General features: G+C 50.8%; 21 protein-coding genes. 16 read left to right on the top strand and 5 right to left on the bottom strand.

Annotated features, from left to right (window positions below; all coding sequences use genetic code 11):
- Window positions 1-74 precede the first annotated feature (74 nt).
- Window positions 75-815 carry an LrgB family protein gene (locus tag ASG24_RS06030; RefSeq protein ID WP_055868883.1) on the bottom strand — a complete coding sequence of 247 codons (741 nt, stop codon included), beginning with the start codon at window positions 813-815 and terminating at the stop codon, window positions 75-77.
- The gene (locus tag ASG24_RS06025; protein WP_055868882.1) at window positions 808-1,188 is read right to left on the bottom strand and encodes a CidA/LrgA family protein; all 381 of its coding nucleotides are present in this window, start codon (window positions 1,186-1,188) and stop codon (window positions 808-810) included. Before ASG24_RS06025 ends, ASG24_RS06030 begins: the two co-directional genes overlap by 8 nt.
- Before the next feature lie 80 nt (window positions 1,189-1,268).
- On the opposite strand from ASG24_RS06025, the gene ASG24_RS06020 reads away from it, so the two are divergent.
- The 6 genes from ASG24_RS06020 (at window position 1,269) to ASG24_RS05995 (ending at window position 13,385) form a co-directional block, all read left to right on the top strand.
- Window positions 1,269-1,970, top strand: coding sequence for a DUF2490 domain-containing protein (locus ASG24_RS06020; RefSeq protein ID WP_055868881.1), 702 nt, complete (start codon window positions 1,269-1,271; stop codon window positions 1,968-1,970).
- A 58-nt stretch (window positions 1,971-2,028) separates the two neighbouring features.
- Window positions 2,029-5,817, top strand: coding sequence for a methionine synthase (metH, locus tag ASG24_RS06015; RefSeq protein ID WP_055868880.1), 3,789 nt, complete (start codon window positions 2,029-2,031; stop codon window positions 5,815-5,817).
- A gap of 1,250 nt (window positions 5,818-7,067) precedes the next feature.
- Window positions 7,068-7,391 carry a hypothetical protein gene (locus ASG24_RS06010; protein ID WP_235562328.1) on the top strand — a complete coding sequence of 108 codons (324 nt, stop codon included), beginning with the start codon at window positions 7,068-7,070 and terminating at the stop codon, window positions 7,389-7,391.
- A 265-nt stretch (window positions 7,392-7,656) separates the two neighbouring features.
- A complete protein-coding gene (locus ASG24_RS06005) occupies window positions 7,657-8,736 on the top strand; it encodes an efflux RND transporter periplasmic adaptor subunit (protein WP_055830343.1) in 1,080 nt (359 codons plus the stop codon).
- Window positions 8,737-8,758: 22 nt separating this feature from the next.
- On the top strand, window positions 8,759-11,947 hold the full coding sequence (locus ASG24_RS06000) for an efflux RND transporter permease subunit (protein ID WP_055830345.1): 3,189 nt from the start codon (window positions 8,759-8,761) through the stop codon (window positions 11,945-11,947).
- Window positions 11,948-11,996: 49 nt separating this feature from the next.
- A complete protein-coding gene (locus ASG24_RS05995; protein WP_369814167.1) occupies window positions 11,997-13,385 on the top strand; it encodes an efflux transporter outer membrane subunit in 1,389 nt (462 codons plus the stop codon).
- A 503-nt stretch (window positions 13,386-13,888) separates the two neighbouring features.
- Here the strand turns inward: ASG24_RS05995 and ASG24_RS05990 are convergent.
- The 3 genes from ASG24_RS05990 to ASG24_RS05980 all read right to left on the bottom strand — a co-directional run bounded on the left by ASG24_RS05990 (window position 13,889) and on the right by ASG24_RS05980 (window position 16,616).
- Window positions 13,889-14,581, bottom strand: a complete 693-nt coding sequence (locus ASG24_RS05990; RefSeq protein WP_055868877.1) for a VacJ family lipoprotein — start codon at window positions 14,579-14,581, stop codon at window positions 13,889-13,891.
- 432 nt (window positions 14,582-15,013) lie between these two features.
- Entirely contained in the window at window positions 15,014-15,370 is a 357-nt protein-coding gene (locus tag ASG24_RS05985) for a DUF4186 domain-containing protein (protein ID WP_055868876.1), read from the bottom strand.
- 13 nt (window positions 15,371-15,383) lie between these two features.
- On the bottom strand, window positions 15,384-16,616 hold the full coding sequence (locus ASG24_RS05980; protein WP_055868875.1) for an MFS transporter: 1,233 nt from the start codon (window positions 16,614-16,616) through the stop codon (window positions 15,384-15,386).
- A 276-nt stretch (window positions 16,617-16,892) separates the two neighbouring features.
- On the opposite strand from ASG24_RS05980, the gene ASG24_RS05975 reads away from it, so the two are divergent.
- From ASG24_RS05975 to ptsP, 10 genes are all read left to right on the top strand, one after another.
- Window positions 16,893-17,477 (top strand): hypothetical protein, encoded by a 585-nt coding sequence (locus ASG24_RS05975; RefSeq protein ID WP_055868874.1) that lies wholly within the window; start codon window positions 16,893-16,895, stop codon window positions 17,475-17,477.
- A gap of 59 nt (window positions 17,478-17,536) precedes the next feature.
- Window positions 17,537-18,136 (top strand): hypothetical protein, encoded by a 600-nt coding sequence (locus ASG24_RS05970; RefSeq protein ID WP_235562327.1) that lies wholly within the window; start codon window positions 17,537-17,539, stop codon window positions 18,134-18,136.
- Window positions 18,137-18,216: 80 nt separating this feature from the next.
- Complete coding sequence (locus ASG24_RS05965; RefSeq protein WP_235562326.1) at window positions 18,217-19,125, top strand: hypothetical protein; 909 nt, start codon at window positions 18,217-18,219, stop codon at window positions 19,123-19,125.
- Between the two features lie 50 nt (window positions 19,126-19,175).
- Entirely contained in the window at window positions 19,176-19,814 is a 639-nt protein-coding gene (gene alkB / locus ASG24_RS05960; protein WP_055869384.1) for a DNA oxidative demethylase AlkB, read from the top strand.
- Between the two features lie 209 nt (window positions 19,815-20,023).
- A complete protein-coding gene (gene hpf, locus ASG24_RS05955) occupies window positions 20,024-20,350 on the top strand; it encodes a ribosome hibernation-promoting factor, HPF/YfiA family (protein WP_055830357.1) in 327 nt (108 codons plus the stop codon).
- 162 nt (window positions 20,351-20,512) lie between these two features.
- Complete coding sequence (gene hprK, locus ASG24_RS05950; RefSeq protein ID WP_055868873.1) at window positions 20,513-21,463, top strand: HPr(Ser) kinase/phosphatase; 951 nt, start codon at window positions 20,513-20,515, stop codon at window positions 21,461-21,463.
- Between the two features lie 19 nt (window positions 21,464-21,482).
- Window positions 21,483-22,364 carry an RNase adapter RapZ gene (gene rapZ / locus ASG24_RS05945; protein WP_055830360.1) on the top strand — a complete coding sequence of 294 codons (882 nt, stop codon included), beginning with the start codon at window positions 21,483-21,485 and terminating at the stop codon, window positions 22,362-22,364.
- 24 nt (window positions 22,365-22,388) lie between these two features.
- On the top strand, window positions 22,389-22,796 hold the full coding sequence (locus ASG24_RS05940) for a PTS sugar transporter subunit IIA (RefSeq protein WP_055830362.1): 408 nt from the start codon (window positions 22,389-22,391) through the stop codon (window positions 22,794-22,796).
- Window positions 22,797-22,808: 12 nt separating this feature from the next.
- Window positions 22,809-23,078 (top strand): HPr family phosphocarrier protein, encoded by a 270-nt coding sequence (locus ASG24_RS05935; protein ID WP_055830364.1) that lies wholly within the window; start codon window positions 22,809-22,811, stop codon window positions 23,076-23,078.
- Window positions 23,079-24,830 carry a phosphoenolpyruvate--protein phosphotransferase gene (gene ptsP / locus ASG24_RS05930; protein WP_055868872.1) on the top strand — a complete coding sequence of 584 codons (1,752 nt, stop codon included), beginning with the start codon at window positions 23,079-23,081 and terminating at the stop codon, window positions 24,828-24,830. It abuts the gene before it with no gap.
- The last annotated feature ends 73 nt before the right edge of the window (window positions 24,831-24,903 follow it).

Here is a 24,903-nt window from a genome sequence, read left to right as displayed (position 1 = left end):
CGCCTAGATTCTGGTCGTCGCCAGAATGACGATCAGATGCAATAAAGTAATGTACGAGGCATTCCTCCTCAATCTCAAAACCCTAAATGCGGCCGTAAATAAGTCAGCACTATCGGCAATCCAATCGCACTGATCACCCCATTCAACCCCATCGCCATACTGGCATAAATCCCCGCTTCTTCATTCACACTAAATGCCCGCGTAATCCCCAACCCATGTGCTCCCACACCAATCGCCGTGCCACGTATCCACCATTGATGTACTTTGCAAGCATTCAAAATATAAGGTGCCAGGATCGCGCCCAGCATTCCGGTAATCACAGTGAATACCGCTGTCAGCGTTGGCGAAACACTCAGCCGCTCGGCAATGCCCATCGCAATCGGCGCAGTGACCGATTTGGCATACATGCTGCCGACAATATTGTCAGACGCGCCCATCAGTTTGCTGATGGCAACTGCACTGACGATCGATACCGTACTGCCCGCAGTCAGTGCAACCCAGATATGGAAAATCTTGCCCTGCATGCGTTTGAAGCCGTGATAAATAGGTACTGCCAGCGCCACGGTTGCCGTGCCCAGCAGGAAGTGCACAAACTGTGCGCCTTCAAAGTATTTCTCGTACGGCATATCCAGCGCATCAATAATCAGGCAGGTCAGGATTACCGCAATTGCCACTGGGTTGACCAAGGGATGGCGTTTGGCACGAACGTACATCAGATAGCCTAGTTGGTAAGTGGCCAGCGTGATGATCAGCGCAAACAGGGGGTCGCCGGACAGGTAGACCCAGATTTCAGAGATAGGCAGGCGGTTACTCATGGCGCTGCTCCCGGGGAATGCCTTTATTGCGTTTCAAAGAAAAATACCAGAATACTTTGAGCACGATTGCCGTCACCGCAATGGTCAGGATAACGCTGACCAGCAAGGCGGTACTCACAGCCAGCGCATGCGTTTGCAATTCAGGCAGGAATAACAGCACGCCGACCGAGGCGGGCACAAACAGTAAGCCGAGATGCTGGCGGAAAGCGTCCGCAACGTCGGCAAGGTCTTTATCCACTTGGCCGCGCAGGCACAGGAATGCCAGCAGTAACAATAAGCCAAGCACCGGCCCCGGAATACTGGGCAGGAAAAACTTGCTGAGCAACTCGCCCAGGCCCTGCCACAAAAAGAGTTGAACCAAACCTGATATCATGCAATCCCCTTATATACATGGCCGCGCTGCTACGGCCAATTTTCCATGCCGATTTACACCCATAGAATGCCGCGATGTTAATGTCATTTACCAGATTCGACCATATTTTTTTCAACCGTGTGCTTTTCATCCTGGGATTACTGTTTGCAGCTGCCGCTTTTGCCGATACAGAGGAAGATGGCCGTTACTGGTTAAGCATCTACACCCAGGGCAAGTTACCGGCAGATAACTTTTACTGGAGTATGGATACGCATCCGCGCTGGCGTGAGGAAGGCAAGGAGTTTGACCAGCTGATTTTGCGGCCGGCGGTATTTTACAGATTCAATCCAAAATCCAGCGTCTGGCTGGGTTATGACACCGTGATCAATCATCCTGCCGGGCAATCCGATTTTCGCGAAAACCGCTTATGGGAACAGTTCCAGTACCAGTTTGATGAAGTGGCCGATATCACTTTCACCAGCCGCACCCGTTTCGAGCAACGCCGCCGGGAGGATTTCCAGGACGTAGGGCATCGTATGCGGCAGATGGTGCGGGCTACAACCCCAAGTACACTGCATCCGCAGATGCAGTGGGTGGTGTATGACGAATTGTTTATCAACTTCAACCAGACCGAATGGGGCGTGCGGCGCGGCATAGACCAGAACCGCCTGTTCCTGGGTATCAACTGGAAATTCAGCGATTTTTCCAACGTGGATGTCGGTTACCTGAACCAGTTCATCAATACCCGCACGGTAGACCGCGAAAACCACGTATTGATGACCACCTTTCGCTTCAACTTCTAACCGCGGAGCTTGAAACGCGCTGTGTTAAAATGGCGCTTTTATTTTCAAGTTGATACGCATGACGCAACTGACGGTTTCCCCCACCGAGCAATGGCTACGTGAAGCCTTGTCCAAACGCATCCTGATCCTGGATGGCGCGATGGGGACCATGATCCAGCAATACAAGCTGACTGAAGCCGACTACCGTGGCGAGCGTTTCAAGGACTTCCAGGGGCCGGCCGGCGAGCGCGAGCTGTTTGTCAAAGGCAATAACGAACTGCTGACACTGACCCAGCCGCATGTGATCCAGGAAATCCACGAGAAATACCTGGCTGCCGGTGCCGACATTGTAGAAACCAATACTTTTGGTGCTACCAGCGTTGCCCAGGATGATTACCATATGGCGCACCTGGTGTATGAAATGAACGTTGAGGCGGCCAAATTAGCCAAGGCCGCCTGCGTCAAATACAGCACACCGGACAAACCACGCTTTGTGGCTGGCGCGTTGGGCCCTACTCCAAAAACCGCTTCGATTTCACCGGACGTCAATGATCCCGCCGCCCGTAATGTCAGTTTTGACCAGCTGGTAACTTCTTACCACGAGCAGATCCGCGGCCTGGTCGATGGTGGCGCCGATATCCTGATGGTGGAAACCATTTTCGACACCCTTAACTGTAAAGCCGCCTTGTTTGCGATCGAGACATTCTTTGACGAGCAGGGCAAAACCTGGCCTATCATGATTTCCGGCACGGTGACTGATGCTTCCGGCCGTATCCTTTCCGGCCAGACCGTCACGGCTTTCTGGCACTCGGTCCGCCATGTCAAACCGCTGACCGTAGGCCTGAACTGCGCGCTGGGTGCGACGCTGATGCGCCCGTATGCTGAAGAACTCAGCAAAGTGGCGGATACCTTTGTGTGTATCTACCCAAATGCCGGTTTGCCTAACCCGATGTCAGACACCGGTTTTGACGAAACGCCGGATGTGACTTCCAGCCTGGTCAAAGAGTTTGCTGACAGCGGCTTTATCAATATCGCCGGTGGCTGCTGCGGTACCACGCCCGGCCATATCAACGCGATTTATACCGCGATCAAGGACCTGCCCCCGCGCCAGGTACCCACGTTACCGGTCGCCACCAAGTTGTCCGGGCTGGAGCCATTTATCATTGATGAAAGCTCGCTGTATGTGAACGTCGGCGAACGTACTAACGTCACCGGTTCCAAAGCGTTTGCGCGCATGATCATCAACGAGCAATACGAAGAAGCACTTAGTGTCGCCCGCCAGCAGGTAGAGAATGGCGCCCAGGTCATCGATATCAATATGGATGAAGGCATGCTGGATGCCGTTAAGGCGATGACGCACTTCCTTAACCTGGTTGCCTCCGAGCCGGATATCGCCCGCGTGCCCATCATGATCGACTCCTCCAAATGGGCGGTGATCGAGGCTGGCCTGAAATGTGTGCAAGGCAAGGCCATCGTCAACTCGATCTCGATGAAAGAAGGCGAAACCGAATTCCTGCGCCAGGCCAAGCTATGCCAGCGGTATGGCGCGGCCGTAGTCGTGATGGCGTTTGACGAAGCCGGCCAGGCCGACACGTTTGCCCGTAAAACCGAGATCTGTAAACGCGCTTACGATCTGCTGGTAGGCCAGGGTTTTCCGCCGGAAGATATTATCTTTGACCCGAATATTTTCGCGATTGCCACCGGTATCGAAGAACACAACAATTACGCGGTGGACTTTATCGAAGCCACGCGCTGGATCAAGCAAAATCTGCCGTATGCGCGTATTTCCGGTGGCGTATCCAACGTCAGCTTCAGCTTCCGGGGCAACGAACCGGCACGTGAAGCCATCCATACCGTGTTCCTCTACCATGCTATCCAGGCGGGCATGACCATGGGTATCGTCAACGCCGGCATGGTCGGTGTTTATGACGATATCCCTGCTGAGCTGCGCGAACGCGTTGAAGATGTGGTGCTGAACCGTGTGGTCGACCCGGATAATCCGCTGGCGGCGACCGAGCGCATGATCGAGATCGCCGGTACTTTGGTCGCTGGTGGCAAAAAGGCGGAAGCCACACTGGCCTGGCGCGGTACACCGGAAAATCCGGTGCCAGCCAGCAAGCGCCTGGAATATGCACTGGTACATGGCATTACCGACTATATCGTCGCCGATACGGAAGAGGTCCGCCAGGACATCATGAACAAAGGTGGTCGCCCTATCCATGTGATCGAAGGCCCGCTGATGGACGGCATGAATGTGGTCGGTGACCTGTTCGGCCAGGGCAAGATGTTCCTGCCGCAAGTGGTGAAATCGGCGCGTGTGATGAAATCCGCCGTCGCGCACCTGATCCCGTTTATCGAAGAAGAAAAAGCGCTGGAAGAAAAACGCACCGGTGTGGTGGCCAAGCCCAAGGGCAAGGTGGTCATTGCCACGGTAAAAGGCGATGTGCACGATATTGGTAAAAACATCGTCTCGGTGGTGTTGCAGTGCAATAATTTTGAAGTGGTGAATATGGGTGTGATGGTACCCGCCGCTGAGATCCTGGCCATGGCCAAGGCTGAGAATGCCGATATTATCGGCTTAAGCGGCCTGATTACGCCATCGCTGGAAGAAATGGCCTATATCGCTAGGGAAATGCAGCGCGACCCGCATTTTGTAGCACAACAGACCCCATTGCTGATCGGTGGTGCGACCACCTCGCGCGCGCACACCGCCGTGAAAATTGCGCCTAACTACGAAGGCCCGGTAATTTATGTGCCGGATGCTTCCCGCTCGGTCAGCGTCATGCAAAACCTGCTGACGCCGGAAACGCGCGGCGCTTACCTGGCCGAGATCCAGGCCGATTACGAAAAAGCCCGTCACCAGCATGCGAATAAAAAAGGCGTGCCTATGCTGACCATCGCTGATGCGCGTGCCAATGCGGCCAAAGTAAACTTCGCCGCGCCAAATGCGCCGGTAAAACCCAAATTCATTGGTCGTCGTGTGTTCAAGAATATCGACCTGGCATTGATTGCACAATATATAGACTGGGGTCCTTTCTTCCAGACCTGGGACCTGGCCGGTTTTTATCCTGCCATCCTCAAGGACGAGGTCGTCGGTGAAGCCGCAACCAAAGTGTTTGCCGAAGCGCAAACCATGCTCAAGCGCATTATTGATGGCCGCTGGTTAAATGCCAATGGCGTGATTACCTTGCTGCCAGCCAACCAGGTCAATCACGATGATATCGAGATCTATACCGATGAATCCCGCAGCCAGGTAGCGTTGACCTGGTACGGCATGCGCCAGCAAACGCAGAAGCCGGTGATTGACGGCGTGGCACGCCCTAACCAATGCCTGGCCGACTTTGTTGCGCCCAAAGGCACCGATGACTATATCGGCCTGTTTGCGGTGACGGCTGGCCTGGGTATGGAAAAACGCCTGGCTGAGTACGAAAAGAATCATGATGACTACAACGCCATTATGTTCAAGTCACTGGCTGACCGCTTGGCCGAAGCGTTTGCCGAGTATATGCATGAGCGTGTACGTACTGATTTCTGGGGCTATGCCGCCAGCGAAGCGCTCGACAAGGAAGCGCTGATCAAAGAGCAGTACAAAGGTATCCGTCCGGCGCCAGGCTACCCAGCCTGTCCTGATCATACGGTGAAAGCGGATATGTTCAGGGTGCTGCAGGCGGAAGAAATTGATATGCAGTTGACGGATAGTTACGCGATGTTGCCGGCAGCGGCAGTAAGCGGTTTTTACCTGGCCCATCCTGAATCCAGGTACTTCAGTGTCGACAAGATAGCCAATGACCAGGTGGAAGACATGGCGAAGAGAAGGCATGTGGATAAGGCCTGGTTGGAGCGGTGGTTAGCACCTAACCTTGGGTAATATTTATCGAAAGAAGACTTTTTGCGGACGGGGGTTCGATTCCCCCGCCAACTCAATGTGATGAAAAAGGCGCGCTGAAAAGTGCGCTTTTTTGTTTTATGCAAATGATTTAGAAAGTCATTCTTTGGGTTGTTGCATTGGCGGATTGGTTGGGGGCTTTTTTCGCCTTTAGGCGAGTTACTTTTCTTTGCTTGCACAAAGAAAATGTAACCAAAAGAAATGCACCCTAGCTTCCGCTTATTTCCTGTGTAGCTCGAACCAGGACTTTCGTCCGTTGCTTTGCCGGACTTAGGCATAAGCGGTCACGAAACTCGCCCTAGCGGCTTGCATACTGCGCAAGCCACCGCGGAGCTCAGACAGTCGCTCCCTTCTCCTTATTTTGACTCCGCTACTCGGCGCGTCAGATAGGGCCCGGTTAAAATCACCACGATGAAGCGTTAACGAGACGCAATGGACAGAGCGCGCTAAGTAATCTTTGTAAGCTCTAAGACTAAACCAGCTATGTTGCTTTTTGTTTTGCACGACAATTGAGCGGGATGCTATGTATAGAAGTAATACACCCAATTGAAAGCGTGTGTGTTTTAGAGTCCCCTATCTGACGCGCCGAGTAGCGCAGTCAGCGTGGGAGCTTTCGGCCAGCGTCTGTTCGAGTTCCGCGGTGGCTTGCGTCTTTTGCAAGCCGCTAGGGCGAGTTTCGTTGGCCGCCCACGCTGATGAGCAACGCAGGAAACAAGCGGAAGCTAGGGTGCCCTTTCTTTTGGTTACTTATTCTTTGGGCAAGCAAAGAAAAGTAACTCGCCTAGGGGCGAAACACAATGGTAAATATTAAAAGAAATACCTATTAAAACTACCAGCAAGCGCGATACTAGCTTTTATATTGCAGCCAAGCTAAGCACTAACCCGGCCTGGATTCTCCCTGCGGAAGCCCTGCTATACCCCCCCAGAATGACAATGCAAACACCAAACCATGTTCTGAAAACTCTTGTCACATTCCCTCAACCACCCGATAAATTGAAATAAATGCTTACGAAACTGACACCCACCTTACAAAGCGCCATTTAATGCGAACTACGCCCTTTGGCGACTTGTCATTTCCCATGTAAAAGCGTTTAATGTAAGTATTGTAAAGACCATAAAAATATTTTTGATACCTGGATCTTGATACTTTGCCTTACGCATTTACACCATTATAAAAACCGTTATTACAGAAATTTGATTCTTTTCCGTTAACTGATTTAATGCATAAACATTTGAATACAGCCGCAACACAACTCAGACTGTGGGTCGTCACAGTACTGCTGACTGTACTCGGCTTTGCATTAGTCGCTGAATTCTCTGATCACTCCAGCTACAGCGATGACACCGTCCGGATACGTGTTGCTGAAATTGTTGAATATACCGGCGATGGCGAATCACCGCTGACTTCGCCGCTTTACCTGATCCCCCCCGCCGCAAGCATCACTATTGCCTGCATGATTCCTTTTGCGTTGCTGTGTCTCTCTCGCCGTCGCGTGGCTCCACGCCCGGTGGTTGTTCGTCACCTGCATTCGCGCGCTCCGCCTGCCTCACACTAAGGTGTCATCCGCGTAAGCGCCTGTGCATGGCGCGCGCTGAACCTGAACACCCACCCGCCTGATTCCGCCATAAGGTACCCGTTTGCTTGCCTCAAATAAGCAAGACTGACCTAGCAATATCACCTTAATCACCGCGGACAACACAGGCTGTGTATCGCAAGACAGGTTCAACGCTCATGCCAGTTCAGCACACGGATGGGCATGCGTTGCATTACCCTTTCTTTATTATCTGATACACATAAATATGATGATTAAACAGCACTCAATGATTAAGCAGTTGGTCGTTTTAGGCTTTCTTGGCACTGTGCTCAGCGCCTGCCACAAAGAGGAAGAGCACAAGGAAGCGCCGCCTAAACTGGAAGTCACGTCGCCGTTGCGCAAAGACACCAACATTACCAAGGAATATGTCGCCCAGATCCATGCAACCCAGCATATTGAATTGCGTGCGCTGGAGCGTGGTTACCTGCAGGATATCTTTGTCGATGAGGGGCAAGTCGTCAAACAGGGGCAACCGATGTTCAAGATCATGCCTAACGTTTATCAGGTCGAATTACTGAAAGCGGAGGCAGAAGCCAAAACGGTGCAGATCGAATATGAGAATACGCGTGCGCTGGCGGAGAAGAATATTGTTTCTCCTAATGAACTGGCACTGGGTAAAGCCAAGCTGGATAAAGCCAACGCCGAAGTGAAACTGGCGCAGACCCATTTGAATTTTACCGATATCAAGGCACCCTTTACCGGCGTCATGGACCACCTGGCAGCGCGAAAAGGCAGCCTGATGGACGAAGGCGACCTGCTGACTACGCTGTCTGATAACAGCAAAATGTGGGTGTACTTCAACGTGCCGGAAGCCGAGTACCTGGATTACATGGCGATAAAAGACCGCGATGAACACCGCAAGGTCAAACTGAAAATGGCCAACGGGCAAGTGTTTAACCAGGAAGGGGCCATCGAAACCATAGAAGGCGATTTCGACAATAAAACCGGCAATATCGAATTCCGTGCCGTGTTTAACAATCCTGACCGGGTGCTCAGGCATGGTGAAACCGGCAATATCCTGATGAATGTACCTTTCCCGAATGCGTTGCTGATTCCGCAAAAAGCGACATTTGAAGTGCTGGATAAAACCTATGTGTATGTGGTGACCAAAGCCAACAAACTGGAACAGCGCCTGATTACGATTGCTGCCGAGCAACCCCATCTGTTTATCGTGAAATCCGGCCTGAAGGAAGATGATCGCGTGTTGATCGAAGGCCTGCGCAGGGTACAGAACGGCGAAACCATCGCGGTGAATTTCCAGACACCGGAGCATGTGTATTCCCATTTAGACCTTTACGCCGAATAGTCAGCCAGAAAGCGAATCCCCCATGCTAAGTATCTTTATCAAAAGACCGGTCATGGCGATTATTCTGTCGCTATTGATCGTGTTTTTAGGTTTTCTTTCTATCAAGTCACTGCCGACTTCGCAGTTTCCTGACATTGCGCCGCCGCGCGTGATTGTTTCCCTGGCTTATCCGGGTGCGAGTGCCGACGTGCTGGTGCAATCATCGCTGATTACCATAGAGCGGGCCATTAACGGCGTGCCGGGCATGAAATACATCGTATCGGATGCAACCAGTGCCGGTGAAGCGACTATCCAGGTGATTTTTGCACTGGGCACCGACCCTAACCAGGCCATGATTAACGTCAAGACCAGGATTGACCAGGTGATGAGCCGCTTGCCGGAACTGGTGCAACTCGAAGGTGTAGTCGTCGAACGCGTGCAGCCAAGCATGCTGATGTACATCAACCTGTTCAGCAAGGATAAGAACGCTGACGAGAAGTTTTTGTATAACTACGCCAACGTCAACGTGATCCCGGAAATCCAGCGCGTGAACGGTATTGCCAGTGCCAAGATCCTGGGGAGCCGCCAGTATGCGATGCGTATCTGGCTGAACCCTGACCGCATGCGTGCTTACAAGGTGTCTATCGAAGACGTCATGAAAGCCATCAGCGAGCAGAGTATCATCGGCCGTCCAGGTCGCCTGGGGCAAAGCTCGGGTATTTCCGCGCAATCGAAAGAATATGTGCTGGTTTACAAAGGCCGTTACAACAAGCCGGAAGAATATGGCGACATCATTATCCGCGCCGATTCCGAAGGTGAGATCCTGAAACTGAAAGACCTGGCCAAAATTGAACTGGGCAGCGAGTTTTTCGATATTTATTCCAACAAGGATGGTTTCCCGTCTGCTGCCATCGTACTCAAGCAAAACTACGGCAGTAATGCCAGCGAGGTGATTGAGAACGTTAAAAAGAAAATGGAAGAGTTGAAACCTAACTTTCCGGCGGGGATGGCTTACGAGATCGATTATGACGTTTCCAAATTCCTGGATGCTTCTATCGAGAAAGTATTACATACGCTGGTAGAGGCCTTTTTCTTGGTCGCGCTGGTGGTGTATATCTTCCTGGGTGACTGGCGCTCAACGCTGATCCCTATCCTGGCGGTACCGGTGTCGCTGATTGGTACTTTCTTTTGTATGCAGCTGTTCGGCATCACCATCAACCTGATCACCCTGTTCGCGCTGGTGCTGGCGATCGGTATCGTGGTCGATAACGCCATTGTGGTGGTGGAAGCGGTACACGCCAAGTTTGAAGAAGACGAGCACATCTCGCCCTACCGCGCGACGCAAAAAGTGCTGGGCGAGATTGGTGGTGCGATTGTCGCGATCACACTGGTGATGACCGCGGTATTCGTACCGGTGGCTTTCATGACCGGTCCGGTCGGGGTGTTTTACCGCCAGTTCTCCATTACCATGGCATCGTCTATTGTGATTTCCGGTGTGGTGGCGTTGTCGTTAACGCCAGTGCTGTGCGCGATTTTGCTGAAAAACCATCATGGTCAACCCAAACGCAGGACACCGGTGAGCTGGCTGATCGATAAATTCAACCGCTGGTTTGACCGCTTGACCGGGCATTACACCAGGTTCCTGAGCAAAATCGTGACCCTACGCAGTGTTTCTATTTTGGCCCTAGTCGGATTCGCCTTTGGTACCTTTGTGATGAACCAGACCTTGCCTGCCGGCTTTATTCCGGGTGAGGATCAAGGACAGATTTACGCGATCATCCAGACGCCGCCGGGCTCAACACTGGAGGCAACGAACAAGGTCGCGCGTTTGCTGCAGAATGAGGCCAAAAAAGTAGACGGCATTGAATCAGTTTCTGCATTGGCGGGTTATGAAATACTGACTGAAGGCCGTGGTTCTAATGCGGGAACCTGCTTGATCAACCTGAAAGACTGGTCTAAACGCGATAAATCAGTGCAGCAGATTATTGAAGAACTGGAAGAAAAGACCAAAAACTTCGGTGCGGTGATCGAGTATTTCGAACCGCCTGCGGTGCCGGGTTATGGTGCGGCATCGGGATTGGCTTTGCGCCTGCTGGATAAAACCAACGGCACTGATTATCATGCGTTCGACAAAATCAACCAGGAGTTCATGGCGGCTTTAGGCAAACGCAAAGAGCTGACCGGCCTGTTCACATTTTATGCGGCCAACTATCCGCAATATGAACTGGAAATCGACAACAAGGCAGCCATGCAAAAAGGCGTATCTATCGGTAAAGCGATGGATAACCTGAACATCCTTATCGGTAGTACTTTCGAGCAAGGCTTTATCCGCTTTAACAATTATTTCAGGGTTTATACACAGGCGAGTCCGGAATTCAGGCGCTACCCTAGCGATATCCTGAATTACTACGTGAAAAACGACGACGGTGAGATGGTGCCTTACTCCGCTTTCATGAAGATGAAGAAAATGCAGGGCCCGAACGAGATCACCCGTTATAACCTGTATAACTCAGCCACTATCCGTGCTACACCCGCGCCTGGTTACACCAGTGATGATGCGATCAAGGCAGTGAAGGAAGTTGCCAAAGCCACCTTGCCACACGGCTATGATATTGGCTGGGAAGGCCTGTCATTCGACGAGGCGCAACGTGGTAATGAAGCGTTAGTGATTTTCGCCGTGGTGCTGATCTTCGTTTACATGGTGCTCGCCGCACAATACGAAAGTTTTGTGTTGCCACTGGCGGTGATCCTGTCGCTGCCGGCAGGTGTATTCGGTACTTTCTTTCTGCTGAAATCACTGGGGCTGGCCAACGATATTTATGCGCAGGTCGGGCTGGTGATGCTGGTGGGTCTGCTCGGTAAAAACGCGGTGCTGATCGTGGAGTTTGCGGTGCAGAAACGCAATCAGGGCATGTCATTACGTGATGCGGCGATTGAAGGCGCCAAAGCACGGTTCCGGCCTATCCTGATGACCTCGTTTGCGTTCCTTGCCGGCTTGATTCCTTTGGTAATGGCCACTGGCGCAGGTGCCGTAGGTAACCGCACCATCGGTACCTCAGCCTTTGGCGGCATGCTGTTCGGTACAGTATTCGGTGTCATCCTGATCCCCGGCCTTTACTACATGTTTGCCAAAATGACGGATGGAAAAACCCTGATCAAGCACGAGGAACAAGACCCTCTGACTGAAATTTATCACTATAGCAAGGGCCTGGAAGATGATGATGAAGCATAACCTTAATTCTCGCAAGACCGTGGCCTGGCTGATTGCGGGCAGCACAGCCATGCTGCTGCAATCTTGCTCCATTCCCGGCATCACGACCAAACAGGCGGATACCACTCTACCCACCCACTTTCAGCAGGGGGTGGAGCCTGCTGGCAATAGTGCCACCGTCAACTGGAAAGACTTTTTTGAAGATCAGAACCTGATATCCCTGATTGATATCGCGGTAGCCAACAACAAGGAAGTCAACATGATGGCGCAGCGCATCAGCGTCGCCCAGAATGAAATTCAGGCCCGGCGCGGTGAGTACCTGCCATTTGTCGGCATCGGTGCGAGTGCCGATAAAGAGAAAGTTGGCAAATACACCCGTAACGGCGCCGTGGAAGAAAACCTGGATATCAAGGAAGGCCGCTCCAACCCGCGCTTCCTGGGTAACTACCAGTTTGGCCTCACCGCCTCGTGGGAGCTGGACGTATGGAAGAAACTGCGTAAAGCCACCAAGGTTGCGGTGACCGAATACATGGCCAGTATCGAGGGCAAGCACTTCCTGGTGACCAACCTGGTGGCCGAAGTCGCCAATGCATACTATGAGCTGGTCGCGCTGGACAACGAGCTGGAAACGCTGGACCAGAATATCGCCATTCAGCAAAATGCCTTTGAAGTTGTGAAACAGCTGCAACAATATGCACGCGCCAACTCGCTGGCAGTGAAACGGTTTGAAGCAGAAGTGAAAAAGAACCAGAGCCGCCAGTTTGTATTGAAACAGCAAATTGTAGAAACCGAAAACCGCATCAACTTCTTGCTGGGCAGAACCCCACAACCGGTGGCGCGTTCATCGGCACACTTTATGGATATGCAACCGAAGATGGTACAGGCAGGCGTGCCATCCGAGTTGTTGGCTAACCGCCCGGATATCCGCCAGGCGGAGCTGGAACTCTCAGCGGCCAAGCTGAATATCGATGTCGCGAAAGCCAACTTTTACCCTTCCTTCTCTATCCGTGGCGGGCTGGGTTTCCAGGCATTTGATCCCAAATACCTGCTCAACATTCCAGCCTCGGTCATGGCCTCGTTTGGCGGTGAACTGGTCGCCCCGCTGATTAACCGGAATGCGATAGAAGCACAGTACAAGAGCGCAAGTGCCATGCAAGTGCAGGCCGCTTATGAATATGAGCAGAAAATCATCAATGCCTATATGGAAGTGGCCAACCAGGTATCCAATATGGACAACCTGGATAAAAACTACCAGTTGAAAAACAAACAGGTCGAGTCACTAACCCAATCAATTGATGTCGCTAACCAGCTATTCAAAGCCGCACGCGCTGACTATATGGAAGTGCTGCTCACACAACGTGATGCACTAGACGCCAAAATGGAGTTAATAGAAACCAAGCAACAACAGGTTTCAGCGGTGGTGAATCTGTATCGCTCGCTGGGTGGTGGCTGGAAGTAAGGCTAGGAAGAAGATATTCGCAAGACAGGGTTTAGCTATATTGCAACCTCACCTTGCGAGATCGTACGGGACTCTTTTATAGATATCCTCCACGTGATGGTTTTAAACGGGTCCCCTATCTGACGCGCCGAGTAGCGCAGGCAAAACAAGGAGCAAGGGAGCGTTTGTTTGAGTCCCGCAGCAGCTCACGTTGTATGTGAGCTGCCAGGTCGAGTTTCGTGACCGCTTGTTTTGACGAGCAACGCAGGAAACAAGCGGAAGCTAGGGTGCTTTTTCTTTTGGTTACTTATTCTTTGGGCAAGCAAAGAAAAGTAACTCGCCTAGGGGCGAAAAAGAAAGATGAAATCTATCAGGAAATACTTTTTTGCATAAGTCAGTCTATTCGCAGGCACAGTGAATGCTCTATGGAAACCCATGCTACACCCTTCACAGGAATGACCTTTAGTTATAGGCCGCGTTTACTTCAGTATAAATGTGCAGAGCGAGATGAAATAACAGGATTTTTACTCAAAATCCGGGTCAGCAGGCAAGTTTCCATTATGAACTAATGACTCCCTGTAACGCAGATAGGCGTCCCGAACAAACAGATATTGATCTATTGAAATATCGTCAAGAATTTCCGATGTCGTTAACTGATCACTTCTGGCATTGGTAATTTGTAATGCAGTCAGGGAGTAATAAAGTGAATTATCAGATACAAGTGCTTGCGGAGTAACTGCAAGATTACTTACCAGCGTCGTGGTATCTCTTAAAGAAGATGGCCCGAAGATTGGCCAAACGATATATGCCCCAGAGCCCATTCCCCAGTATCCAAGCGCTTGCCCTAAATCCTCGTTATGCTTTTCATATCCCAGCGGGGTCGCTACATCAAATAGCCCAAGCACGCCAATCGTACTGTTGGTAGCGAAACGCATTAAATCAGACGCACCATCGATTTGCCGACCTTGAAGAAAAGAACTGAGTGCAGACAGTAAGTCACGCGGATTGGCGTAAAAATTACGGACACTTTGCCTTACTGTACCTGGTACAACTTTCTGATAGCCTTTAGCGACGGGCTTTAATACTACGTCATCTAATTTTTGATTAAATGCGAAAGTCTTCCGATTCACTTGTTCCAATGGGTCAGGATTACCTGCTGTTGCACATCCCGATAACGCTGCCAGCGTCATCAAATGCATCATATTTGCTACTTTCATCTGTGCTACTCCTCGTTGAAGCTTAAATGCTTCCTGTGCACTCTATTACTAGACCGTTACTGGCCTGACTAGTTGCCAAATTAAAAAATATCGCATGAATTAATGACGCCCATCTTTTCTGCATCTATGCTTCAGCAGCCAGAAATCCAAAACAAGAGAAAATCCAGAGAATGGGCACGTCATAGGTCTGGTATACATAGGTGTTATAACGTGTGGTATCCGTAACATTGCTGTTTAGGCCAGGTTCCTTCAATCGGCACCCCTGGCCGAACACTTGCAAACAATCTAGTTCAGTCTAAAACAGGGGCATGACAAGATTATTTCTATGCATAGGCAGTGAATGTCTTAGGATAAGAAAGACTTAGAGAGCAGCTAGTCAATGATTTTTATAGTGCAGGATAAAAAGAAAGAGATGTCCATTCGATTGTGCTGTCACTCAGAAACCAACGGCATCAACCATCGCTCAATCACCACCACGATATATGCCTGTTCATCCAGACTAAGCACCCTCCCAGCCGGGATTCTATGCCACTTCGCCAAACAACCGCGACAACAAGTCGCTGTTGCATGCTGCGCCACAAACACCGGATGCCCGCGCATCGGCGTTTGCTGACCCTCATTGGCAATGACCGCCGGGGCAAGCCGGTCCGCAATAAAAGCCTCCGCGTGATCCAGCACCACCGCCAGGCCTTTTTGCCGCAGGTATTGCGTATCCCTGGCATTCAGCCGGAAACTGGTGCGGAATGTTGACCGTTGTAACGCCTGGAACAACTGATCAAGATCACGCATCGTTTAGCCTGGTTTAATGCAGTTCCGACACATGCAGATCGCGCAATTTTGGCGCTTTGACCGCGGTGACGCCAACCACCGCAATCGTCATCAGGCCGCCGAATACCACCGAGGGCACCAACCCCATTAACCTTGCCGTGAGGCCGGATTCGAATGCGCCCAGCTCATTGGAAGAACCTATGAAAATCCCGTTGATGGCAGACACCCGCCCGCGCATGCCATCAGGCGTTGCCAGTTGCAGGATGGTTTGCCGCAGAATCACCGAGACGGCATCCATCATGCCGGATATCGCCAATATGACGGCGGCCAGCCAGTAGGTAGTGGTTAAGCCAAAGGCAATCATGCACAGGCCAAATCCGGCCACTGCCAGCAATAACCAGCGTCCGCTGTGCTGATGAATCGGGTTTTTCGCCAGCCACAAGCCGGTAATAATCGCGCCTACTGCCGGTGCCGCGCGTAATACACCCAGCCCTTCTGGACCCATCTGGTAAACATCATGCACAAATGCGGGCAACATCGCCACCGCACCGCCAAACAGTACCGCAAACATATCCAGCAATTGCGCCGCCAGCACTACCTGCGTCCGCCGGACAAACTGCAAACCTTCCGCGATACTGGCAAACACTTTCATAGGCGTATGGCTGCGATGTTCTTTAACATGCAAGGTCATCGCTGAAATGGCCGCACCCAATGCGAGTAAGGCAGATATTTCATAAGCGACGTATTTATTGGCAAAACCGACTAACAGGCCACCCATCGCCGGGCCAACAATCAGGCCAATCTGAAACATGGAACTGCCGATACCCGATGCCTTGGCTATCGATGCACGCGGAACAATCAGTGCAAACAGCGTGTTGTAGCTAGGGGAAATCAGTGCTCTCGCGAAGCCGGTCAGTGCGACCGTGCCATAAATCCACATCACGGTATGCGCTGGCTGATGCAAAGTGATCAGCACCAGCATTACCGCGTTTACTGAAAGAAACAGCGCGGCGACAGTGGCAAACCCTTTGCGTGAAAAATAATGATCCACTGCGTGGCCGAGAAACAGGGCACTACTCATGTAGGGGATGACTTCTGCCAGCCCGATCAGGCCGAGTGACCAGGGATCGTGCGTGAGTTCGTAAATATGCCAGCCGATGGCAACCATCATCATCTGGTAAGACAACACCATCTGGATACGAAAGGCGAGTAACTTGGGGAAAGCGTAACCCTGATGGGCGAGAATCTGGCGTACGGACAAGGACATACTGTCATTATACGCTATCAATATCCGCGCCCAGCCGATCGCACAAGCACTTCAGAAGTCGCGTTGATTGCCCTACAATAGCGGCGCGGGTGCGGTGAATCAGGCAGTACGCGAAGTGATTCGCTGATGAGCCGTCGTTGACCCCGTGCGACTCTGCCGATATAGATGGGGCGCACCCGCCGTTTTATTTTCAAGAACGCTTATCATGTGTCCTGCCTCAGCGATATTGCAGTATTGAAGTAGCCAAGCTCACTCACCCAATTAACACTATCCGCCATGCACATATATCCATTTGTTATCTCATCACTGCTATTTCTGATCTCATCGCCAATCATTGCTGGCGACGCTATCAGCGCAAACCAGGCAATTGATTATCCGGTCACTATTCCTGGTTCTGTGATTAATTATTTAACCAAAGAAATTGATAGCGTGTACGCAGAGTGTGAAGAAGAGGGGTTAATTGTTAGCAAAGCCTTTGAAGCCAGACCTGTGGAATTGAACTCATCTGTGAAAGCCTTAGTCGTAAAACCACGCTCAAGATGTTTTTGCAGTAATGACGAATGCCCGATGTGGGTGTTTGATACCTTGCCCCAAAAAGCGAAAGTGATTTTTGAATCATCTATGGCGGGCTTGTTAACCCTCTCGGACAAGAAAACCAAAGGATTCCCGGATATCAGGGTTTCTGGCGGCTTACCCAGCCATGGTTATGAAGTGCGTTATGTGTGGGATGGCACCGAGTATCAGGAGATTTATAACCAGGTCTGGATCTGGAATCCGGACAGGAAATGTAATGAGGCTGAAATCGAGGAATTGAAAAACGGCAAATGGGTTAAGACATCAAACGTATGTCTTAAAGTTTAAAAATACATTCGTGCGGTGGTTTACTCACCACATGAAAAATCTTAAAAGGCATCATAATAATGTTTGTAACCATGAGATCACTAGCTGCAAACGCAGCACTATTTTTTCTATTGTTTAACGCGATGCTTGCCCAGGCGGATGAAACGTTCAGCACCAAAGAGCAGTTCAAAAACCCGGCTAAAATTCCTGCCTCTATCATTTCTCACCTGACCAAAGAAGTAGGTAAATCTGCACTAGCCAGTTGCTCGGAACACAAACCTGCAGAGTTGTTTGAAGCAGAGTTATTGAGCTTGAATAAAAGCGCAAAGGCTTACCTGGTGAAACCTGCGCGCACCTGTTTATGCAGCGAATCTACGTGCCCGGTATGGCTGTATCAGATGAAAGGCAGTGCAGCAAAACTGATCTGGCATATGCCAGCCACCAGCAAGGTAGAAGTACTGGACAAAAAATTAAACGGATACAGGAAAATCAGTGAAGCTTCGAGTGAGGCGACACATGGTAGCGAATCTACGTGGTCATGGGATAGAAATAGTTATACGGAAATCTACAAGAACGAATGGCATATGGATGCCGAGAAAAAATGTCGTTTAGGTGAAGAAACCATACAGCTAATGGATGGAAAAATGGTGAATCACACGATTAAATGTACCCAGGATTAGTGGAGTTGCGCTAATCTGAACAACTCAGGTAATGACTCTCCGGCGTTTATTGGGATCATATGTGATTGGGATGCATGTCTATGCGCAGTCTACTCGATACATGGTTGCTGTTCGTGGTATTACTCATTTCAGGAACAGCAATGGCGACAGACAGCATGCAGCTATGGGTGACTGTCGATTGGGAAGGTTTATCGCTGGAAGAAGATAACCTCCAGACCATGCGTTCTTTCCGGGAAAAATTTCCGTACATTCCCTTACTTCATCTCATCAATCCTGCCTACTTCATACAGCCAGGCGTCAATCGCGCACAGATAGGCAGCCATATCCGCAGCACGTTTTTACCGCATGACACGGTAGGTTTGCATGTGCATGCCATGCGTTCATTGGTAGAGCATTGCGGGATAACTTTTCAGGCCAGGCCTTCCATCACTGATACGCCGGAAGACTGCGCCCAGGCCAGTTGTGGTTATACAGTGAGCCTTGAGTATGCCTACAGCCAGCAAGAACTGACCAAACTGGTTGCGTGTAGCAGCGAGTTAATGGTGACGAATGGCTTTCAGCGGCCACGTCATTTCCGTGCCGGTGCCTGGCAATCTGGCCCCAAGCTGCAAGCCGCACTGGAGGCAAACCGCTTTAAGTGGGATAGCTCAAATATCGATGCCAATTTACTCGCCGGGCGATGGCACCAGGACAGCAGCATGATCAGGCTGTTAAAAGCACTGCACCCGCATAGTACGCCGCTGGAGCAACCTTATGCACTCAGCATCGAGCTGATGGAATACCCTGATAATGCCGCGCTGGCCGATTACACCAACACCAAAGAGCTATTGCAGTTGTTCGAGCAACTATTGAATGCCCATAAGCCAGTCATGGTGCTGGGTTTTCATCAGGAGTCTGCTGCTGATTACCTCTTTCATCTTGAGCGGGCTATTCCGCATATGGAGAAACTTGCCAGGCAGAAAAATGTCCGTATTGAGTGGATGCACTGAGCGCTGGCAGCGATCCCACCTTGCATTTTCTTCATACAAGATCATTATCGATGGATTTATTTTCTGAACAACAATCTTCGCAAGTAGAGCTTGCTGAAGGCGCTTTCTGGTTACCCGGCTTCGCCCTGCCATTCATTGGGATGATTTGGCCTTATTTGCAGCAGCATTTAGCGTTGCATCCTCCGCAAAAAATGACGACACCCAGCGGTTACCCTATGTCGGTTAAAACAACCAGCATAGGTGATTTTGGCTGGGTTAGCAGTCTGCGAGGCTATAGCTACAGCGCAACCAATCCTGCGAACAATCTACATTGGCCGACCTTACCACCTGTCATTTTGCAGTTGGCTGCTGAGGCGGCTCAAGCTGCCGGTTATATACAGTTTGTGCCAGATAGCTGCCTGATTAATATCTACGAACCAGGCAGCAAGATGGGTTTGCATCAGGATAAAGATGAAAAGGATTTCTCGCAGCCGATTGTCTCGGTATCGCTAGGCATTCCGGCTACGTTTTTATTTGGCGGGGCCAAACGCAGTGACAAATCTATCAAAGTGCCATTAAATCATGGCGATGTTGTGGTTTGGGGGGGGCCCAGCCGGCGTTTTTACCACGGAATTACCACTATAAAACCTGATTTGCATCCTGTCATTGGCGCCCAGCGCATTAATCTTACTTTAAGAAAAACGCAATAAATATAACTGTTCATTACCTTACAGTTTATGTAGTTATTTCAATATCTTACGCGCATGGGCATCCGCAAAACGCCTGATCAGCATCAAAAAACCAGTGCTATTCCGGGTTGCATCTGTTTTTCAAAAGAGTACACTGAACTTGTCCCGGCCGCCCAATTGATAAGGCAATTGAGAACAGGATGGGATCTTTTTCACTAAAGGAGTTTGTCATGAATTTACAACTTACAGGACATCATTTAGAAATCACTCCGGCATTGCGCGAATACGTTTTATCCAAATTTTCGCGCATCAGCAATCACTTCGACCATGTGATTGATGTCAAAGTCACCATGTCTGTAGAAAAGCTCGCCCAAAAGGTTGAAGCCACGCTACATGTTCCAGGCAATGATTTACACGCTGCCTGCGCAGATGAAAATATGTATAGTGCGATAGATATGCTTACTGACAAACTTGACCGACAGGTATTGAAACACAAGGAAAAAAACGGCGACCATCATAAATCCGGTGGTGCTGTGAAGCATCAGTTAAGTGCCTAACTTAATTACTTAGCCTTAGTTTCATCCTTCTCTACCCACCCGGGTAGAGAATTAAATCACCCTCCCTATACTTCAGTACTTTTACCTCGTTTGACTCCCCAGCAACAACTTTCGGTTGTAAAATAAGATTCGACTTTTTGTTGCAACTGGTTCAGGACATACATGGCACAAATCTCAGTGGCCGACTTGTACAAGCAAATTCGCGGAAAACTCAAATTGAAATGGGTGGCGGGCGAATCCGGCGGCAAAAAAATCCTTAATTCCGGCACTGTGACCAAGCCGTCACTGGCGTTGGTCGGGCATTTAAATTTTGTCCATCCAAACCGCGTACAAGTGTTGGGCTGTGCGGAAATGGATTACCTTGGTGGCCTCACTATCCTGGCGCTGCAACAGGCTGTCACCAATTTATTTTCTACCGATCTCGCCATGGTGGTGGTCGCCAATGGCGAAAAAGTGCCGCCGACCATGCTGGAAGCAGCGCAGCAAAACCAGGTACCCTTATTCACCACACCCATGATCAGCCCGCAGCTAATGGAATTGCTTGGCCATTACCTGGCCGTCGCTACTGCGGAAACCACCAGCCTGCATGGCGTATTTATGGAAGTGCAAGGGTTTGGCGTGCTGATTACCGGCAATGCCGCGATTGGTAAAAGCGAGCTGGCGCTGGAACTGATTTCACGCGGCCACCGCCTGGTAGCTGACGATATCGTCGATTTTTACCGTATTTCGCCGGAACGGGTCGAAGGCCGTTGCCCGGAATTGTTGCAGGACTTTCTCGAGGTACGCGGCCTTGGTATTTTGAATATCCGCGCACTGTATGGCGATAATGCGGTCAAACCAACCAAGCCGCTGGATATGATGATCCAGCTGGAACTGGCCGACGGCATGAACCCGCTGGAACTGGATAGATTAAGTGCCAACCGTCATACCGAGCGTCTGCTGGATGTAGAAGTCAGCAAAGTGATTATCCCGATTGCCGCCGGGCGCAACATTGCAGTACTTGTAGAAGCGGCAGTGCGTAACCATATGTTGTTATTACGTGGTGTAAACGCCACCAAGCAGCTGACGCAACGGCAAAAACAAATCATGCTGAGAGAAAGCAAATTAAGATGACAAACAGGTGGTCACACAAATGCAACTGGTGATTGTGACCGGCTTATCCGGCTCGGGTAAAACCATCGCGCTGCGCGTGTTTGAAGACAGCGGTTATTACTGCATTGATAATTTACCCGCCACCCTGCTGCCGCATATCCAGAATCATGTGGCCGACCAGAATGCGGCCAAAGTGGCGGTGAGTATCGATAGCCGCAGCATCGCAATCGAATCGCTACCCGATATCCTGCAAACACTGAAAACTCAGGGCATTCAGTTTCATTTGCTGTATCTTGACGCCAACCATGAAACACTGGTCAAACGCTTTTCTGAAACCCGCCGAAAACACCCGCTCAGCACGCCTAGCCAGGCACTGGCTGAAAGTATCACCCACGAACGCGACCTGTTGTCAGGACTGAGCAATATCGGCCATCATGTTGATACCAGCAATCTGTCATCCAACGCCTTGCGTAACCACACCCGCGACTGGATGCTGCAAATCGAACAGGGCTTCCAGGAAGTGCGTCCGCATAACCTGGTGTTATCGTTCATCTCGTTTGGCTTTAAACACGGTATCCCGCTAGATGCCGACTTTGTGTTTGACGTGCGCAGCCTGCCCAACCCGCACTACGACCTGATTTTGCGTCCTTACAATGGCAAGCAGGCGCCTATACAGCAATTTCTGCAAAATGAACCCATGGTGCTTGAAATGCAACATGATATTCAGCACTATATAGAAAAATGGCTACCAAGCTTTTATCACGACCATCGCAGCTATGTCACGGTTGGCATCGGCTGCACAGGGGGGCAACACCGTTCCGTCTATCTGGTGGAACAATTGGGGGCGTATTTCAAGCAACTGCACCAGGTGATGATCCGTCATCGCGAATTGCATGAGGTTGCAGCTGTTATATCCCCTTAAACAACGGACTCTGAAAGTAAAACTATGATTGGTGTTTTGATTATTGCGCATGGCAGTTTTGGCCAAAGCCTGATCGATTGCGCGACCCATGTCATGGGAAATCGCCCGGTACAATTGGATTATCTCGAAATATCCAATCACGATGACCCTTCGCAAATCCTGCCAAAAGCCCAGGCACTGGTGCAACAGTTAGATAGCGGCCAGGGCGTGCTGGTGTTATCCGATATGTATGGCGCGACGCCCTGCAATATCGTCACCCGCTTGCTGACCCCGGATGAAACCGAAGGCGTTGCTGGCGTAAACCTGCCCATGCTGGTCCGCGTGCTTAATTATCGTCACGAAGGCTTGCATGCCTGCATAGAAAAAGCCCTCAGCGGTGGCCGCGAAGGGGTGGTCCACTTTACCAAAACAACCTGTCATCACACCCAATAATTCCAATAATTTATGGCCAAAATTTCTTTAGAAATCATCAACAAGCTCGGCTTGCACGCGCGTGCTTCTACTAAACTTACCCAGACTGCCAGCCAATTTAAAAGCGAGGTCTGGATAGAAAAAAACGGTCGCCGCGTGAATGCCAAAAGCATTATGGGCGTGATGATGCTGGCCGCCGCCAAAGGCAGCATTGTGGAGATTGAAGCCACCGGCGCGGATGAAGAGCAGGCCATCACTGCCCTGCAAGCGCTGATCAACAATTATTTTGGCGAGGGTGAATAATTGACCAGCTTTAGCATGCACGGCGTGGGTGTTTCCAGTGGCATTGCCATTGGCCATGCCCACCTGATCTCCCATGCCTTGCTGGAAGTTGTGCACTTCAAAGTGCCTGCCGCAGCTGTCCCGGTCGAAATCGCACGCTTTGAAAGTGCGATTGATATCGTCAAAAAAAACCTGGAACAGATCAAACTTCAGTTACCTGTCAATGCGCCGGCCGAACTGAGTGCATTTATCAATACGCATCTGGCGATGCTAAGCGACAAGGCGCTGTCCGAAGCGCCTAAAGCCATTATCCACACGGAGCGATGTAATGCCGAGTGGGCACTCAAGCAGCAAATGGATGATATCGTCGCCCAGTTTGATGCGATAGAAGACCCTTATCTGCGCGAACGCAAACACGATGTGGTGCAAGTGGTAGAGCGTGTCATCAAGGTTTTACTGGGCCGCGACCAACTGGATGCCAGCGAAAAGAAACAGCAGGCTAAACAAGAGCGCGCCATGATCCTGGTGGCACATGATGTCTCGCCAGCCGACGCTATCCAGTTCAAGCATCACCAGTTTGCCGCGTTTATTACCGATGTCGGCGGTATCACCTCGCATACCGCGATCCTGGCGCGTAGCCTCAATATCCCGTCTATTGTGGCCCTGCAGCGTGCACGCGACCTGATCAATGACGGCGAGCTGATGATCGTCGATGGCACCCAGGGCGTGGTGATTGTGAATCCCGACCCGGAAGTGCTGTCCGAATACCAGCTCAAGCAAAACCAGTGGCAGCTGGCACAGCAAAAACTGCAACGCATCAAAACCACCAAGGCAGTCACGGTAGATGGTATTGCGATTGACCTTTTTGCCAACATTGAAGTGCCTGAAGATGTGGTCAGCGCCAAAGCCTCAGGGGCGGTAGGCGTAGGCTTGTACCGTACCGAATTCCTGTTTATGAACAGGCGCGAAATGCCGGGTGAGCAGGAGCAGTTTGAAGCGTACAAACATGTCGCCGAGGCCATGAAAGGCTATCCGGTGACCATACGTACGCTGGATATCGGTGCCGATAAACAATTACATCCTGATGAAGTCGTGACTGCCACTAACCCGGCACTCGGTTTGCGCGCAGTACGCTATTGCCTGTCCGAACCGCATATTTTCCATACGCAGTTTCGTGCTTTATTGCGCGCCTCACATTACGGAAAAGTCAAAATCCTGATTCCCATGCTGTCGACGCTGGCAGAATTGCGCCAGACCAAACTGTTGTTACAACGCGCCAAAGATTCACTGCGCCAGCAGAATATTCCTTTCGACGACCAGATTGCCCTGGGCGGCATGATTGAAATTCCTGCTGCGGCCATCAACGCCGAAGCGTTTGCGCAAGAACTGGATTTTCTGTCGATTGGCACCAATGACTTGATACAGTACACACTGGCGATCGACCGTGCCGATGATACAGTGGCGCACTTGTATAACCCGCTGCATCCGGCAGTTTTAAAGCTGATCCAGATGACTATACAAGCCGCAGAAAAATATGGCAAACCGGTTTCCGTGTGTGGCGAAATGGCGGGGGATATTCGGCTGACACGCTTATTGGTGGGCCTCGGCATGCGCCAATTGTCCATGCATCCTTCCCAGATTCTCAGCGTGAAATCCCAGATTTTGCAATGTGAAGAAGCGATACTGTCTCGGCAGGCGAAGAAGATCTTATCGTTTAGCGATCTCGAAAAAATCGAGCCGCTGGTCAGGAAGTTTAATGGTGAGTTTGCCTGACAGATGCCTGTGCATGCTCAGGCAATGGCCTTGATTAAACAAAACTCATCACCATCATCAAAATATACAATCA

The organism is Methylophilus sp. Leaf414 (assembly GCF_001425425.1).
Lineage (GTDB): Bacteria > Pseudomonadota > Gammaproteobacteria > Burkholderiales > Methylophilaceae > Methylophilus.
This window is presented reverse-complemented; position numbering and strand designations above follow the sequence as displayed.